The 14,895-nt window shown below is 62.6% G+C and carries 12 protein-coding genes; 7 read left to right on the top strand and 5 right to left on the bottom strand.

Translation table 11 applies throughout. The features are described from left to right. Positions 1–55 precede the first annotated feature (55 nt). From guaA to LOY54_RS05255, 4 genes are all read right to left on the bottom strand, one after another. The gene (gene guaA / locus LOY54_RS05270; RefSeq protein WP_045196475.1) at positions 56–1,633 is read right to left on the bottom strand and encodes a glutamine-hydrolyzing GMP synthase; all 1,578 of its coding nucleotides are present in this window, start codon (positions 1,631–1,633) and stop codon (positions 56–58) included. Between the two features lie 126 nt (positions 1,634–1,759). Beyond that, positions 1,760–3,229 (bottom strand): IMP dehydrogenase, encoded by a 1,470-nt coding sequence (guaB, locus tag LOY54_RS05265; protein ID WP_045196472.1) that lies wholly within the window; start codon positions 3,227–3,229, stop codon positions 1,760–1,762. Between the two features lie 85 nt (positions 3,230–3,314). After that, a complete protein-coding gene (locus LOY54_RS05260; protein ID WP_045196470.1) occupies positions 3,315–3,872 on the bottom strand; it encodes a sugar ABC transporter ATPase in 558 nt (185 codons plus the stop codon). A gap of 18 nt (positions 3,873–3,890) precedes the next feature. Beyond that, complete coding sequence (locus tag LOY54_RS05255; protein ID WP_195885955.1) at positions 3,891–4,661, bottom strand: sulfite exporter TauE/SafE family protein; 771 nt, start codon at positions 4,659–4,661, stop codon at positions 3,891–3,893. A 114-nt stretch (positions 4,662–4,775) separates the two neighbouring features. Between LOY54_RS05255 and LOY54_RS05250 the strand changes: the two genes are divergently transcribed. The 7 genes from LOY54_RS05250 (at position 4,776) to LOY54_RS05220 (ending at position 14,067) form a co-directional block, all read left to right on the top strand. Further along, positions 4,776–5,660, top strand: a complete 885-nt coding sequence (locus LOY54_RS05250) for a LysR family transcriptional regulator (protein ID WP_258609633.1) — start codon at positions 4,776–4,778, stop codon at positions 5,658–5,660. 120 nt (positions 5,661–5,780) lie between these two features. Further along, positions 5,781–7,160 (top strand): exodeoxyribonuclease VII large subunit, encoded by a 1,380-nt coding sequence (xseA, locus tag LOY54_RS05245; RefSeq protein WP_213602289.1) that lies wholly within the window; start codon positions 5,781–5,783, stop codon positions 7,158–7,160. 3 nt (positions 7,161–7,163) lie between these two features. Continuing rightward, positions 7,164–7,988, top strand: a complete 825-nt coding sequence (locus LOY54_RS05240; RefSeq protein WP_258609629.1) for a M23 family metallopeptidase — start codon at positions 7,164–7,166, stop codon at positions 7,986–7,988. A 311-nt stretch (positions 7,989–8,299) separates the two neighbouring features. Further along, complete coding sequence (gene leuA / locus LOY54_RS05235; protein ID WP_045196464.1) at positions 8,300–9,973, top strand: 2-isopropylmalate synthase; 1,674 nt, start codon at positions 8,300–8,302, stop codon at positions 9,971–9,973. Between the two features lie 158 nt (positions 9,974–10,131). Beyond that, positions 10,132–11,271, top strand: a complete 1,140-nt coding sequence (locus LOY54_RS05230) for a merozoite surface protein 3b (RefSeq protein WP_258609627.1) — start codon at positions 10,132–10,134, stop codon at positions 11,269–11,271. Continuing rightward, positions 11,271–12,710 (top strand): DUF6384 family protein, encoded by a 1,440-nt coding sequence (locus LOY54_RS05225; RefSeq protein WP_258609624.1) that lies wholly within the window; start codon positions 11,271–11,273, stop codon positions 12,708–12,710. Before LOY54_RS05230 ends, LOY54_RS05225 begins: the two co-directional genes overlap by 1 nt. A gap of 4 nt (positions 12,711–12,714) precedes the next feature. Then, positions 12,715–14,067 (top strand): hypothetical protein, encoded by a 1,353-nt coding sequence (locus LOY54_RS05220; protein WP_258609622.1) that lies wholly within the window; start codon positions 12,715–12,717, stop codon positions 14,065–14,067. Between the two features lie 66 nt (positions 14,068–14,133). Here the strand turns inward: LOY54_RS05220 and LOY54_RS05215 are convergent, their stop codons facing one another. Then, positions 14,134–14,844 carry a monalysin family beta-barrel pore-forming toxin gene (locus LOY54_RS05215; RefSeq protein WP_258609620.1) on the bottom strand — a complete coding sequence of 237 codons (711 nt, stop codon included), beginning with the start codon at positions 14,842–14,844 and terminating at the stop codon, positions 14,134–14,136. Between the last annotated feature and the right edge of the window lie 51 nt (positions 14,845–14,895).

Raw genomic sequence — 14,895 nt, 5'->3', positions numbered from 1 at the left:
GCCCCGACAAGTCGGGGCGTTTGCTTCAAGCGCTACAGCAGTTCACGCAGCGGGATCATTCCCACTCGATGGTCGCTGGCGGCTTGCTCGACACGTCGTAGGTGACGCGGGAGATGCCTTCGATCTCGTTGATGATCCGGCCGCTGACGGTTTCCAGCAGCTCGTAAGGCAGGTGCGCCCAACGCGCGGTCATGAAGTCGATGGTCTCGACCGCACGCAGGGCCACGACCCAGGCGTAACGGCGGCCGTCACCAACCACACCCACCGATTTCACCGGTTGGAACACCACGAAGGCCTGGCTGACCTTGTGGTACCAGTCGGCCTTGCGCAGTTCTTCAATGAAGATGTGGTCGGCGCGACGCAGCAGGTCGGCGTATTCCTTCTTCACTTCACCGAGGATGCGCACACCCAGGCCCGGGCCCGGGAACGGGTGACGGTAGACCATGTCGTACGGCAGGCCCAGCTCCAGGCCAAGGCGACGAACCTCGTCCTTGAACAGCTCGCGCAGCGGCTCGACCAGTTTGAGGTTCATCTCTTCCGGCAGGCCACCAACGTTGTGGTGCGACTTGATCACGTGGGCCTTGCCGCTCTTGGCGCCAGCCGACTCGATCACGTCCGGGTAGATGGTGCCCTGGGCCAGGTACTTGATGTTGTGCAGCTTGCTCGACTCGGCATCGAACACGTCGATGAAGGTGCGGCCGATGATCTTGCGCTTCTTCTCGGGGTCGGCTTCGCCGGCCAGGTTGCCGAGGAACTGCTCTTCGGCGTTGGCGCGGATCACCTTGACGCCCATGTTCTCGGCGAACATGGCCATCACTTGCTCGCCTTCGTGCAGGCGCAGCAGGCCGTTGTCGACGAATACGCAGGTCAGCTGGTCGCCGATGGCCTTGTGCAGCAGCGCTGCAACCACCGAGGAGTCAACGCCGCCGGACAGGCCGAGCAGGACGTTGTCGCTGCCGACCTGGGCGCGGATCTGGGCAATGGCGTCTTCAGCAATGTGCGACGGGGTCCACAGCGCTTCGCAACCGCAGATGTCGAGGATGAAGCGCGAGAGAATGCGACCGCCCTGCTTGGTATGGGTCACTTCCGGGTGGAACTGCACGCCGTAGTAGCCACGGGTGTCGTCGGCCATGCCGGCGATCGGGCAGCTCGGGGTGCTGGCCAGGATGTGGAATTCTTCCGGGATGCGGGTGACCTTGTCACCGTGGCTCATCCACACATCCAGACCGAACACGCCATCGGCGTCAACGTGGTCTTCGATGCCGTCGAGCAGGCGGCTCTTGCCGACTACGTCGACGCGGGCATAACCGAACTCACGCAGCTCGGAACCTTCAACCTTGCCGCCCAGCTGTTCGGCCATGGTCTGCATGCCGTAGCAGATACCGAACACCGGTACGCCCAGGTCCCAGACCGCCTGTGGCGCGCGTGGGCTGTTGGCTTCGTGCACGGACTCGGGGCCGCCGGCGAGGATGATGCCGCGCGGGGCGAATTCGCGAATCGCTTCATCGTCCATGTCGAACGGGTGCAGTTCGCAGTACACGCCGATTTCGCGCACGCGGCGGGCGATCAGCTGGGTGTACTGGGAACCGAAGTCGAGGATCAGGATGCGGTGAGCGTGAATGTCGAGGGCCATGACTCAATCTCTGATGCAGCTGCAAGCTTCACGCTGCAAGCCGCAAGTTGTTCGGGAATTACGCGGTAGCCGCTGCAGAGCAACTACCGCTTGGAGCTAGAAGCTTGTCACTTGCCGCTGGAGGCGTTAGCCGACCCGATAGTTTGGCGCTTCTTTGGTGATTTGAACGTCATGCACGTGGGACTCGGCCATGCCGGCACCGGTGATGCGCACGAATTCTGGCTTGGTGCGCATCTCTTCGATGTTGGCGCTGCCGGTGTAACCCATCGAGGAACGCAGGCCGCCCATCAGCTGGTGGATGATCGCGGTCAGGGTGCCCTTGTAGGGCACACGGCCTTCGATACCTTCCGGAACCAGCTTCTCGGCACCGGCCGAAGAGTCCTGGAAGTAACGGTCGGAAGAACCCTGGGCCTGGGACATGGCGCCCAGCGAGCCCATGCCGCGGTAAGCCTTGTAGGAACGGCCCTGGAACAGCTCGATCTCGCCCGGAGCCTCTTCGGTACCGGCGAACATCGAACCCATCATCACTGCCGAGGCACCGGCTACGATGGCCTTGGACAGGTCACCAGAGAAGCGGATACCGCCATCGGCGATCAGCGGGATGCCAGTGCCTTCGAGGGCCGCGGCAACATTGGCGATGGCGCTGATCTGCGGCACACCGACACCGGCGACGATACGGGTGGTGCAGATCGAGCCCGGGCCGATACCGACCTTGACGGCGTCAGCGCCGGCTTCGGCCAGGGCCTTGGCAGCAGCGCCGGTGGCGATGTTGCCGCCGATGACCTGAACCTGCGGGAAGTTCTCTTTGACCCAGCGAACGCGATCGATCACGCCCTTGGAGTGACCGTGGGCGGTGTCGACCACCACCACGTCAACGCCGGCAGCAACCAGCGCCGACACGCGATCACCGGTGTCTTTGCCGGTACCGACCGCGGCACCAACACGCAGACGACCCTGGTCGTCCTTGCTGGCCAGCGGGTAGGCCTTGGCTTTTTCGATGTCGTTGACGGTCATCATGCCCTTGAGGGCAAATTTGTCGTCGACGATCAGTACGCGCTCGATGCGGTGCTTGTGCAGCAGCTCGCGGGCTTCGTTCTTGTCGGCGCCTTCCTTGACCGTGACCAGGCGCTCTTTAGGCGTCATCACTTCACGGACGGTGGCGTCCAGGCGGTTTTCGAAGCGCACGTCGCGGGAGGTGACGATGCCGACCAGGTCGCCATTGTGCAGCACCGGAACGCCGGAGATGTTGTTCAGCCGGGTCAGTTCGAACAGGTCACGGACCGTGGCGTCAGCCTCGATGGTGATCGGGTCCTTGACCACGCCAGCCTCGAACTTCTTGACCTTGCGCACTTCGGCAGCTTGCTGCTCGATGGTCATGTTCTTGTGGATGATGCCGATGCCGCCTTCCTGGGCCATGGCAATGGCCAGGCGGGCTTCGGTCACGGTATCCATGGCGGCGGAAACCAACGGAATATTCAGCTCGATGCCACGGGTCAAACGGGTCTTGAGACTGACTTCATTGGGTAGCACCTCTGAATAACCAGGCACTAGGAGAATGTCGTCGAAGGTCAGGGCTTCTTGGCTGATACGCAGCATCGCGGGGGCTCCCGGGCGGGAAAAATGGAAGCGCGCCATTATACTCATCCAGTGCCCTTCGCTCAATGCAAAGATGGGCCTTCGGTCAGTTACCTTCGCGGCTTACCTGCACCACGGCCACCGGCTGGTCCAGCCAATCGGCGAAGTTATCCAGAAAACCCTGCCTGAACCCCGCCGCAGTCCAGTTATTGAAGATGAAACCGAGGTTGGAAAACGCACAGGGTTGCAGGAACAGAAAGCCGTTGATGTCGTCTTCATGGCCGCACAGCGGGCAAACGAAGTTTTCCGTGCGCCCGGGCATCCAGTCTTCCAGGCTCTCGAACAGCGCCACGCCGACTTCCTTGCGGCACTCGGCGCAGCCGGCTTCTTCGAGAAAGCCATCGGTGGGGGTATAGATGCAGCGTTTGGTGATCACCTCGAGGCCGTTGACCGGCTGCCCGAACGGCAGCAGTTCGGGCCGCTCGACGACTTTGCGTGCGCCCTCGGCGATGGCGTAGGCCATACGGCTACCGGTGCTGCCGCAGGTGCTCAGTTGCTCCTCGATGACTTTCTCGCGCACCAGCCAGCGCAGGATCGCCCGGGCGCGGGCCTCATGGACGGGGACGGTGGAAATCTTCGGGACAATAATGCTCTGGTTTGTCATCACAGCGGCCAAACAGGTTCAAAGATGCCAGTTTACCTCACTCAGGTAGCGGCCGATCAGGGCAATGCCGCTGGCCAGCACCAGCCAGGTGACCAGGCGCACGAAGGTCTCACGCGACATGTTCAGGGTCAGGCGCCGGCCCAGGTACACACCGCCCAGCATCATCGGCGCCAGGCACAGGGCCAGTAGCAACAGCGGCAGGTCGGCATATACGCCAGCGATCAGGAACAGGCTCAGGCGCACCACAGTACTGCAACTGATCAGCGCGCTCTGGGTCGCCCGTGCCTGCTCCTTGGAGGGCAACCGGGCGTTAAGGTAGAGCGCATAGAGAAAGCCGCCGCTGCCGAACAAGGCACCAAACAGGCCGCCCGCCGTACCCATCGGCACCGACCAGGCCGCCGACAGCTGCGCCGGCCTGACCTTCACCGCCAGGCTGTAGAGGGCATAAGCGCTGATAAACAGCCCCATCAATAACAGCAACACGTCGGACTTGAGGTTGAGCAGAAACACCACGCCGAAGGTGCAACCCAGTGCCATGCATGGCAGCAGGCGCATCAGCTCCGGGCGCGCCACGGCTTTGCGCGCCGGCAGCCAGTTGCCGAAGGCGGCGACGAAATCCAGCAGCACCAGCAACGGAATGATCCGCGACAGCGGCATGAAATTGATCAGCACCGGGCCGGCCACCAGCGCGGTACCGAAACCGGCGATGCCGAAGACGACATAGGCGGCGCCAATACCCAACAGGATCGGCAACCAGTCGAGCGGGGTAAACGGTAATTGGGCAAACAGGGTGGAAAGCATGACGGTCTTCACCAGTGGAGGTGTGGAAACTTTAGCCAGCCACTAGCCATGCCGACTAATATGCAATTACCTAATCAGTCATCTTGAAACGGCATAGCTGCAATGATCTCCACCCGCCAGTTGCGTTACTTCGTCGAAATTGCCGAGAGCGGCAGCTTCAGTGCTGCGGCCGAGCGCCTGTTCATCGCCCAGTCGGCGCTGAGCCGTCAGGTCAAGGAGCTGGAGTCGCAACTCGACACCCTGCTGTTCGAGCGCACCGCCCGCCAGCCGCGCCTCACCGCTGCGGGCCAGGCCTTTTTGCCGCGGGCGCGGACCTTGCTGGTGGACCTGGAAAAGGCCCAGCGCCTGGCCCGTGAGGTCGGCCAGGGCGTGCGCGGCAGCCTGCGCCTGAGTCACTCGAGCACCGTGCCGCTGAGCGGGCAGTTGCTGGCGCGGCTCAGTGGCTATCTGCATGACAACCCGGGGGTGTCCATGGAAATCGCCCAGCAGTCCTCCGAGGCGCAGCTTGAGGAACTGGCCGAAGGTCGCCTGGAAGTGGGCCTGCTGCGCCTGCCGGTGCTGCGTCAGCACGAGGACGTATGTGTGCAGGCGCTGTTCGAGGAACCCTTGCTACTGGCAGTGGCTCAGGATCATCGGCTGGCCGGGGAAAGCAGCGTGCATCTGGCGCAGTTGCATGAAGAAGCCTTTATCTCCATCCCTCACCGTCAGCGTGGCGGCTTGAGCTACCTGTCTGCTCAGCTGTGTTCGCGTGAAGGCTTCTTCCCCCGGGCTGCGCGGGTGGTGTCGCGCAAAACCACACAACTGCAGCTGATCCAGGCCGGGTTCGGGGTGGCGTTGCTACCGCGCTGCATGCAGGACCTTGCGCCGGCGACGGTGAAGTTCGTGACACTGGCCGATGAAGACTGCAACAGCACCGTGGCGCTGGCGTATCGGCGCGATGCAGGAGCGCTGGTGCAAGGATTCTTGAACTGCATGCAGGACCGGTAGGAGCGGCGGTGCGGCGACCCGACTTGCCCCGCGATCAGGTACGGTCAGCCAGATCGCATCGCGGGGCAAGCCCGCTCCTACATGCCGACACCTGTGCAACATTCCTTTATGATGCAACCCATGATCAAAGACCCCTTCGAAAGACTCGGCCTGGACCGCGAAGTCCTGACCGTCAGCCAACTCAACGGCCGCGCCCGGGTGCTGCTGGAAGACGTGTTCCGCAATGTCTGGGTCGAAGGCGAGATCTCCAACCTCGCCCGCCCGGCCTCCGGTCATGTCTACTTCACCCTCAAGGACAGTGGTGCCCAGGTGCGCTGTGCATTGTTCCGCCAGAACGCCGCGCGGGTGCGCCAGGCCCTGCGCGATGGTCTGGCGGTCAAGGTGCGCGGCAAGGTCTCGCTGTTCGAAGGCCGGGGCGACTATCAACTGATCCTCGATACTGTCGAGCCGGCCGGTGACGGCGCCCTGCGCCTGGCCTTCGAAGCGCTGAAGGAAAAGCTCGGCGCCGAAGGCCTGTTCAGTGCCGAAAACAAACGCGCCCTGCCCGCTCACCCGCAACGCATTGGCATCGTCAGCTCGCCCACCGGCGCGGTGATCCGCGACATCATCAGCGTGTTCCGCCGCCGTGCGCCGCAGGTCGAGCTGACCCTGATCCCCACTGCCGTGCAAGGCCGCGAAGCCATCAACCAGATTGTCCGCGCCCTGCAACTGGCCGACAGTCGCGGCTTCGACGCGCTGATCCTGGCCCGCGGTGGCGGCTCGCTGGAAGACCTCTGGTGCTTCAACGAAGAAGCCGTGGCCCGCGCCATCGCCGCCTGCCAGACGCCGATCGTCAGCGCCGTCGGCCATGAAACCGACGTCTCGATCAGTGACTTCGTCGCCGATGTGCGCGCCCCGACGCCGTCTGCCGCCGCTGAACTGCTGGCCCCGGACAGCAGCGACCTGCAACGGCGCATCGACAGCCTCAAGCGCCGCCTGCTGCTACGCATCCAGAGCCGTTTGATGCACGACCGCCTGCGCCTGGACAGCCTGACCCGGCGCCTGCGCCACCCGGGCGAGCGCCTGCGCCAGCAGGCCCAGCGCCTCGACGACCTGGACATGCGCCTGCGCCGCGCCTTCGAGCAGCGCCTGAATCAGCGCCGCGAGCGCCTCGCCCGCCTGGACACGCGCCTGGCCGCGCAACACCCCGGGCGTACCCTGACCCTGCTCAAGCAGCGCCTGGACAGCCTCGCCGAACGCCTGCCACGCGCCATGCGCGAGACCCTCAAGGACCGCCGCCAGCGTCTGCAGGCGCAGGTCCAGACCCTGCACGTGGTCAGCCCGCTGGCGACCCTGGGCCGTGGCTACAGCATCTTGCTCGACGAGCGCGGCCAGGCCATCCGCAACGCCGCCCAGACCCACAACGGCCAACGCCTTACCGCCCGCCTGGGCGAGGGCGAGTTGCTGGTGCGGGTCGAAGACAACCACCTGACCCCGGTCACGCTCTCTTTACTGGACTGAACCATGCCGCGTCTATTTGCCCCGCTGTTGCTCCTGTGCCTGGTGTTCGCCAGCAGCGCCCAGGCCAGCTACATCACCCGCCAACTGAACAAGCCGGTACCCGGCGGCGTCGCCGTCGTCGACCTGGGCCCGGCCGCCACGCCACCCAGCGCGCGCTTTGATGGCAAGCCAGTGCTGGTGGTCAGGGAACAGGACACCTGGCTGGCCATCGTCGGCCTGCCACTGACGCAAAAGCCCGGCACCGCGCAGCTCACCCAGGGCAGCCGTACCCTTAGCTTCAACGTGGGCAGCAAGAAGTACCCGGAACAGCGCATCACCTTGAAGAACAGACGCCAGGTCAACCCCGACCCTGCCGACCTCAAGCGCATCGACGCCGAGCTTGCCGAGCAGATCAAGGCCTACCGCAGCTTCAGCCCCACCCTGCCGAGCAACCTGATCCTCGACAAGCCGGTCAACGGCCCGCTGTCGAGCAAGTTCGGTGTGCGCCGCTTCTTCAACGGCGAGGAACGCAACCCGCATGCCGGCCTGGATTTCGCCGTACCCGCCGGCACGCCGATCAAGACCCCGGCCAACGGCAAGGTGATCCTGATCGGCAATTACTTCTTCAACGGCAACACCGTATTCGTCGACCACGGCCAGGGCTTTATCAGCATGTTCTGCCATATGTCGAAGATCGACGTGAAGCCCGGCCAGCAACTGAGCCGCGGCGCCGTGGTTGGCCGCGTCGGCTCGACCGGCCGCGCCACCGGCCCGCATATGCACTGGAACGTCAGCCTCAATGATGCGCGGGTCGATCCGGCGATCTTCATCGGCGCCTTCCAGCCCTGAGGCCTGGCTTGCGCCATTCAAAAAGACCGCGCAACTGGCGCGGTCTTTTTATTTGTAAATAGCCATAAAATCTCGACAAAACTGGTTTTTTAAGCATTTATCTCAATTTTCTCGCAAGGCTTGCCATCTTTAACCCCACTGGTTAGGGTTGAAGCCATGAAAACCTTTCAGACCCTCATCCTGCTTCGTCAACACCGCAGCCTCTGCCTGGTCAGTGCACGACTACCAAGCTGAATCGCGTCGCCTCGCCTTTTCATCTCGTTTTCGTTCGGCGGGCCCCTTTCAAGGCCGCACATTCAAGGATTGCTTTCATGACCATGCTCAAAGACCCTTCGAAAAAATACAGCGCCTTCGCGACCGTCAACCTGGCGGACCGCACCTGGCCTTCGAAGACCATCACCCAGGCGCCGATCTGGTGCAGCTCGGACCTGCGCGATGGCAACCAGTCGTTGATCGAGCCCATGGATGCGGCGAAGAAACTGCGCTTCTGGAAGACCCTGGTCAGCGTTGGCGTAAAAGAAATCGAAGCCTCGTTCCCGTCCGCTTCGCAAACCGACTTCGACTTCGTTCGCACCCTGATCGAAGATGGCCACATCCCGGACGACACCACCATCCAGGTGCTGACCCAGGCCCGTGAAGACCTGATCGCGCGTACTTTCGAATCGCTGCGCGGGGCGAAAAAGGCCATCGTCCACCTGTACAACGCCACCAGCCCGTCGTTCCGCCGCATCGTCTTCAACCAGGACAAGCAAGGCGTCAAGGACATCGCGGTGAACGCGGCCAAGCTGTTCGTCAAATATGCCGCTCAGCAGCCACAAACCCAGTGGACCTTCCAGTACTCGCCGGAGACCTTCAGCGCCACCGAGCTCGAGTTCGCCAAGGAAGTCTGCGACGCAGTGATCGAGGTGTGGAACCCAACGCCTGAGCACAAGATCATCCTCAACCTGCCGGCCACCGTCGAAGTCTCGACGCCGAACATCTATGCCGACCAGATCGAATGGTTCGGCCGCAACGTCAACCGCCGCGACAGCGTGATCATCAGCCTGCACACCCACAACGACCGCGGCACTGGCGTGGCCGCCACCGAGCTGGGCCTGATGGCCGGCGCCGACCGTGTCGAGGGCTGCCTGTTCGGCAACGGCGAGCGTACCGGCAACGTCGACCTGGTGACCCTGGCGTTGAACCTCTACACCCAGGGCATCGACCCCGAGCTGGACTTCTCCGACATCGACGGCGTGCGCAAGGTGGTCGAGGAGTGCAACCAGATTCCGGTGCACCCGCGTCATCCGTATGTCGGCGACCTGGTTCACACCGCATTCTCCGGCTCGCACCAGGACGCCATCCGCAAAGGCTTCACCCAGCAGAAAGACGATGCCAAGTGGGAAGTGCCGTACCTGCCGATCGACCCGGCCGACATCGGCCGCAGCTACGAGGCAGTGATTCGCGTCAACAGCCAGTCGGGCAAAGGCGGTATCACCTACCTGCTCGAACAGGAATACGGCATCAGCCTGCCACGGCGCATGCAGATCGAGTTCAGCCAGGTGGTTCAGGGTGAAACCGACCGCCTGGGCCTGGAGATGACCGCCCAGCAGATCCACTCGCTGTTGCACCGCGAGTACCTGCAGGCCAACGCGCCGTACGCGCTGGTCAGCCATCGCCTGCAGGAAGAGAACGGCCACAGCGCGGTGGAAGTGGAAGTTGCCGGTGAAGGCGAAACCACCCTGCACTGGCGCGGCAAGGGCAACGGCGCCCTTGAAGCCCTGGTGGCCGGCTTGCCGATCGCCGTCGAGATCATGGACTACAACGAGCACGCCATCGGCGCCGGCACCAACGCCAAAGCCGCGGCCTACATCGAACTGCGCGTGGCCGGTGGTCGTCCGGTGCACGGCGTGGGTATCGATGAAAACATCACCACCGCGAGCTTCAAGGCGCTGTTCAGTGCGCTGAACCGTTCGCTGAGCCAGCAGGCAGCCAAGGCGGCCTGAGCCCTGAACTGAGCTGCAACCGAGTGCCCGCCTCCCTCCGGAGGCGGGCACTTTCGTTTGCGTGCAATAAAAATCGTCGGTCAGCTTGCCGGCAACCCCCGGTATACTCCCCTCCTCGCTTTACCTTGCGCTGCGCGCACATCATGAAAGGACACTCGATGAGCAACTACCTCGAGCGGGCACTGAGCGGCCTGCGCACCATCGGCATCAACCTCGTTCGTCCGGTCCAGGACGCTCCCGTACTGGTACTGCTCGACCGTGTGGCGCAATACGACAGCAGCAAGGTCACCTCGATCGCCGCCGTGCTGCAGCAAGCCACCGCCTTCAACAGCATGGTCCGCGAGCAGATCGAGGGCATGGACATTTCCACCCGCTTCATGGACATCACCCAGAGTTTTACCTCGATCCGCGAAGACGCCGCCGCCATGGCCGGCTGGATGGACGACGGGCGCCTGGACAGAATGGAAAAACTCAAGCTGGCGTGGATGAATGTACGCCGCGGCTCGATCCCCAGCCGCTTCAACGACATTCGCGACAACTACCTGCAAGTGTGCAAGTCGGCCAACGACCAGATCAGCCGCGAGACGGTGATCCTCGAGTCCTACCTGGATTTTCGCATGGCCATGAAAGCCGCCGAGGTCGAGGCCCAGCAAGTGCTGGCGATTGCCGGCCAGGCCCTGGAGCAGCGCACGGTCGAGCTTAACGAAGCCAACCAGCAAGTCGCCGCAGCCGAGTCGGCCGAGCCTGCCCAGCACTCCGCCCTTGAGCTGCGCCGCGATGAAGCCGTGCGCGCCCTGCAGGATGAAGACAAGCGCTACCAGATCGTCAAGGACATCGCCGACGACCTCAAGGTCGGCTACAACACCGCCGAGATGGTCTTCGCCCGCATCAACCAGGTGCACGTGATCAAGGAGCGCCAGTACCAACGCATGGTCTCGTTCTTCTCGACCAACGAGGTGGTACTCACCGGCCTTGCGGTCTCGTTCACCGCCAACAGCGGCCTGGCCGAAGCCACTCATACCCTCAATGCCACCACCGATGGCATCAGCAAGGGCCTCGAAGCCCTGGGCACTACCGGCAACCAGCAACTTGAAGCTGCGGTCAAGGCCAGCTACGGCTCGACCATCAAGGTCGATTCAGTTCGCGCCCTGGCCGATGCCACGCTGTCGTTCCAGAACGACATGCACAGCCTGACCGAAACCTACCGGGCCGAGTCGAGCAACGCATCGCGCGACATCGCCGCTGCGGTCGAGGACTCCAAGCGTAAGTTCGCCGCACTGCTCAGCAAGGCGGCCTGATGAGCAGTATTCCACTCTCCGAACAGCTCGGAGCGATGGCGTTCGTCGACGAATTGCGCCACCAGCAGATGCAGGTCCAGGAACACCTGGACCTGCCCAAGCGCCGCGCGGAAGTTGCGGCGCGCATCCGGACCTATTACCAAAGCCACAACATCGCTTTCGATGAGGCCTTGATCGAACAAGGCGTGCGTGACTTCTTCGCCCGCCGCCTGATGTTCGAGGCACCACCGCTGAGCTGGCGGCAAAAGCTGCTGAGCAAGGCGTCGATGGCGCGCAGCCAACTGTTCAAATTGGTCTTGGCGATCATCGCCGCAGCGCTGATCACCCAGTGCACACGTATTGTCCATGACAGCGGCATTACCGTCGAAATCGAAAACAGCGCCCGCGACCTGCGCCGCCATGATGAAGACGTGCGCGCTGACATCCAGCTCAAGCACGAGCAGCTCAGGCAGTGGCAGCAAAAGGCGCAGGCCCAGCCCGATGCCGCTGTCAGCCGCATCCTCGATCAGGTCCGGCAAACCTTGCCGCCGCTGGACCAGAGTTTTGCCAGCGATGTGCCGCAGTTCGTCAACAAGACCAACCGCGACAACGTCAAAAACCTGGTCACGATGCACGAGGCGCAGATCGAGCAGGCTCGCAAGGCCGTTTCCTCGGCCCGCGCAGCCTTTACCACGGTAGAGGGTATCTACACGCAGCGCGATAACCTGGCCAGGCTGCTGGCGATGCCAGCCTACCTCGAAGGCCAGAAGCCGTTCCCCACGCTCAAGGCGCTTGCCGAATCGGCTGACCGGCAACTGCTGCAGGTTAACGATGGCGATACGCTCAAAGCGGCCAGCCAGCAAGTGGCCAAACTGGATCTTGAGATCGAGCGCATCGCCTACTGGCTCGAACAGAGCACCCTGCGCGATCAGTTGCAGCAGCGCCTGCAAGCGATGCCGCTGGCCGCCGGTGACCGCGCGCAACTGCAAGCGCTGCTGGCACAAGCCAACAATGCCCTGCATGAGCAGAACGTCCCCCAGGCCCGTTATCAGCTCGAGCACCTCAAGCAGATGCTCGACTTTGCCGCCGTGCCATTGACTGTGCAGATCGTCGACCGCACCGGGATCAAGTCCGGGGTCGAACGTTGCTACGACCCCGCCGGCTGCAACCGCGGCGAAGACACCGACAAGGGCAAGAGCTGGTTCCTGGTGGTCGAGGCTACCGACGCAGGTGGCATCAGCGTCGAGGTGCCGGTTACCAGCGCCGAAACCGGCAAGCAGCGCTGGGCTCGTTTGTTCGCCGTGCGCGTCAGCCAGGCCGAATACCTCAAGGTCAAAGCGGACAAGCTCGACGATGGCCATGTCGATAGCCGCATGATGGGCAGTAAGGCTGCCAACTCGCTGACCCTGCGCTTCAACCAGCGCACCACGGGCAACCCTGACATGATCATGGACTGGTGAATACATGACCCCTTCTACCCTCACCGGCAACGTGGCGCAGAACGCTCGCAGTTGCGAGGCGTTGCTGCGTAGCGCTGAGCAGTTGCTGTCGGCCCTGAGCAGTCAGGAAGCGCGCCTGGAACAGGACATTCTCACCCGCCTGAGCAACATCGCCACGCTCAAGCTTGAACATCGCCCGGCCCTCGATCAGGACACCCTGCAACAACTGCAGGCACGCCAGGACGCCGAAGCGCAATCGCGCGCCGAACTTGCCCGGGTCGAAACCGATATCGCCGAGTCGCTGGCCGCCCAGCACGCGGTGCGCAGCCAGATTGAAAGCATCGACCGCCAGGTCAAGCAGCAACTGGCGCTCGAACCTGCCTGGTGTGAGCTGGGCGCGCAGTTGCTGGCCGCGCAAGAGGCCAACACTGAAGCCAATACCGGCTACCAGGAAATCCGCCAGGAGTGCGTCGACAAGCTGCCTTCGTACAGCGCCAACCCGATCTACTACCACCTGCTCAAGCGCGACTACGGCACTGAGCAGTACCGCCACAACTTTCTCCACCGCTGGCTCGACAACACGCTGGCCAAGCGCGTCAACTTTGCCGGCAACCGCAACAACGAGCTGATCCTGCGGGCCATGCAGACCCGCAACGAAGAGCTGCAAGGTGAGCGCCTGAGCCTGATAGCCGGGTTGCAGGAGGCAGTCGACCAGCACCTGGCCCAGGCGCGCACAACCGCAGGCATGGACCCGCTGAGCCGCGAAGACGTCACCCTGAACAAGCACATCGTCGCCGCCAAGGCCCGGGCCAACGAGCAGCACCTGAAACTGGCCAATTTTGCCGGCAAGCAGGACCCGCATTACCTGCGCATCCGCCAGAACATCACCGAGCGCCTGCAGGCGCAAACCATCGAGCAACTGCTGGTCGAAGTACAGAAGACCCCGGACAGCAACGACGACAAGATCGCCGCCCAGCTCAAGGAACTGTACCCGCGCCTGCGTGACGTCCAGGACCGTTTGCCGAAGCTGCGCGAGCAGCATGACCGCGCCCTGCACAATTATGAGCGAGCCAAGGAACTGGAGCGGGCGCTGCGCACCGACTATTACCGGGACAGCGACTACACCTACAACACGACCTTGAGCATCGAGCGCCTGCTGACCGACTACATGACCCGCGACCTCAGCCTGCACGCCCTGGAAACCGTGCTGCAAAGTGGTCGGCGCCTGGTGCCGCGCAGTTCTTCGTCGAGCAGCTCTTCGTCATTCAGCTGGTCGAGCTCCGGCTCCAGCAGTTCGAGTTCGAGCTCAAGCTCCAGTGACTTCTCCACCTCCAGCAGCAGCGGTGGTGGCAGCTTCAGCACCAGCGACAGCTTTTAAGTGCTATGCCGGTCTTGCCCGTATTTCAGGCGTGACCGGCATGCTGGCCATCAGTCTTTGAGGTAGTCAGAAACCCCAGAAACCGATGTCACCCTGCTCTTCGTTATAGTGCTGGTAGCCTTCAAACAGAACCGACTTTTTGATCTGCTCCCAACTGTAGGGGTTGATCGACGCGTCGCTGGGCAACATGACAACTTTCTGGGTGGCAAACGAGGTGAGAAAGATCAGGTCCTCGCGTGTCACGCGTTGAAACTCGTCAACGACCAGATCGACGAGATTGTTGTCCGCCGCCTGTTTAAACTTACCGCCCCCCAGCATCTTGTGCGCATAGACCATGTTGACTTGATATACATAGTTCGTCGCATGCGCAGGAACCGACAACGAACACTCGTCCGTGCTGGACTCGGAAAAGGCCTCACCGTAGACACTGGACTCAGTAATCTCCGCCCCCAGCCTGATCGCCCCCAATTTAATCCCGGCGCCGTAGGTTTTCGAGACGGCGGTTGCGTAACTTTTGCTCATCCCTTGCTGGGTAGTCACTTTGAACGTCTGCTCGACACTGAGCTTGTTAACCAGCGGCCTGAGGTATTCCAGGTAGGCAAAGATGGGCCGCGTCTGAACATTCCAAGAGGAGCCCAGGTAGCTGACGTCCCCTCCCACGGTCAGGCCATTTACCCAGCATCCATAATTGGATGCGCCTTCTGCAAACAAGTAGCGATCAATTTCGAAGGCACCCTCTTTGAAAGGCAAGTTGCGTATTTCCGGTTGCTGATTCATCGGTGAATTCCTTGTCGAAGCGATTATCGTCGGTAATATCCAGGTACGCCT

This window comes from Pseudomonas sp. B21-032 (genome assembly GCF_024748965.1).
GTDB lineage: Bacteria > Pseudomonadota > Gammaproteobacteria > Pseudomonadales > Pseudomonadaceae > Aquipseudomonas.
The sequence above is the reverse complement of the archived record's forward strand: the minus strand, read 5'-3'. Positions and strand labels throughout refer to the sequence as shown.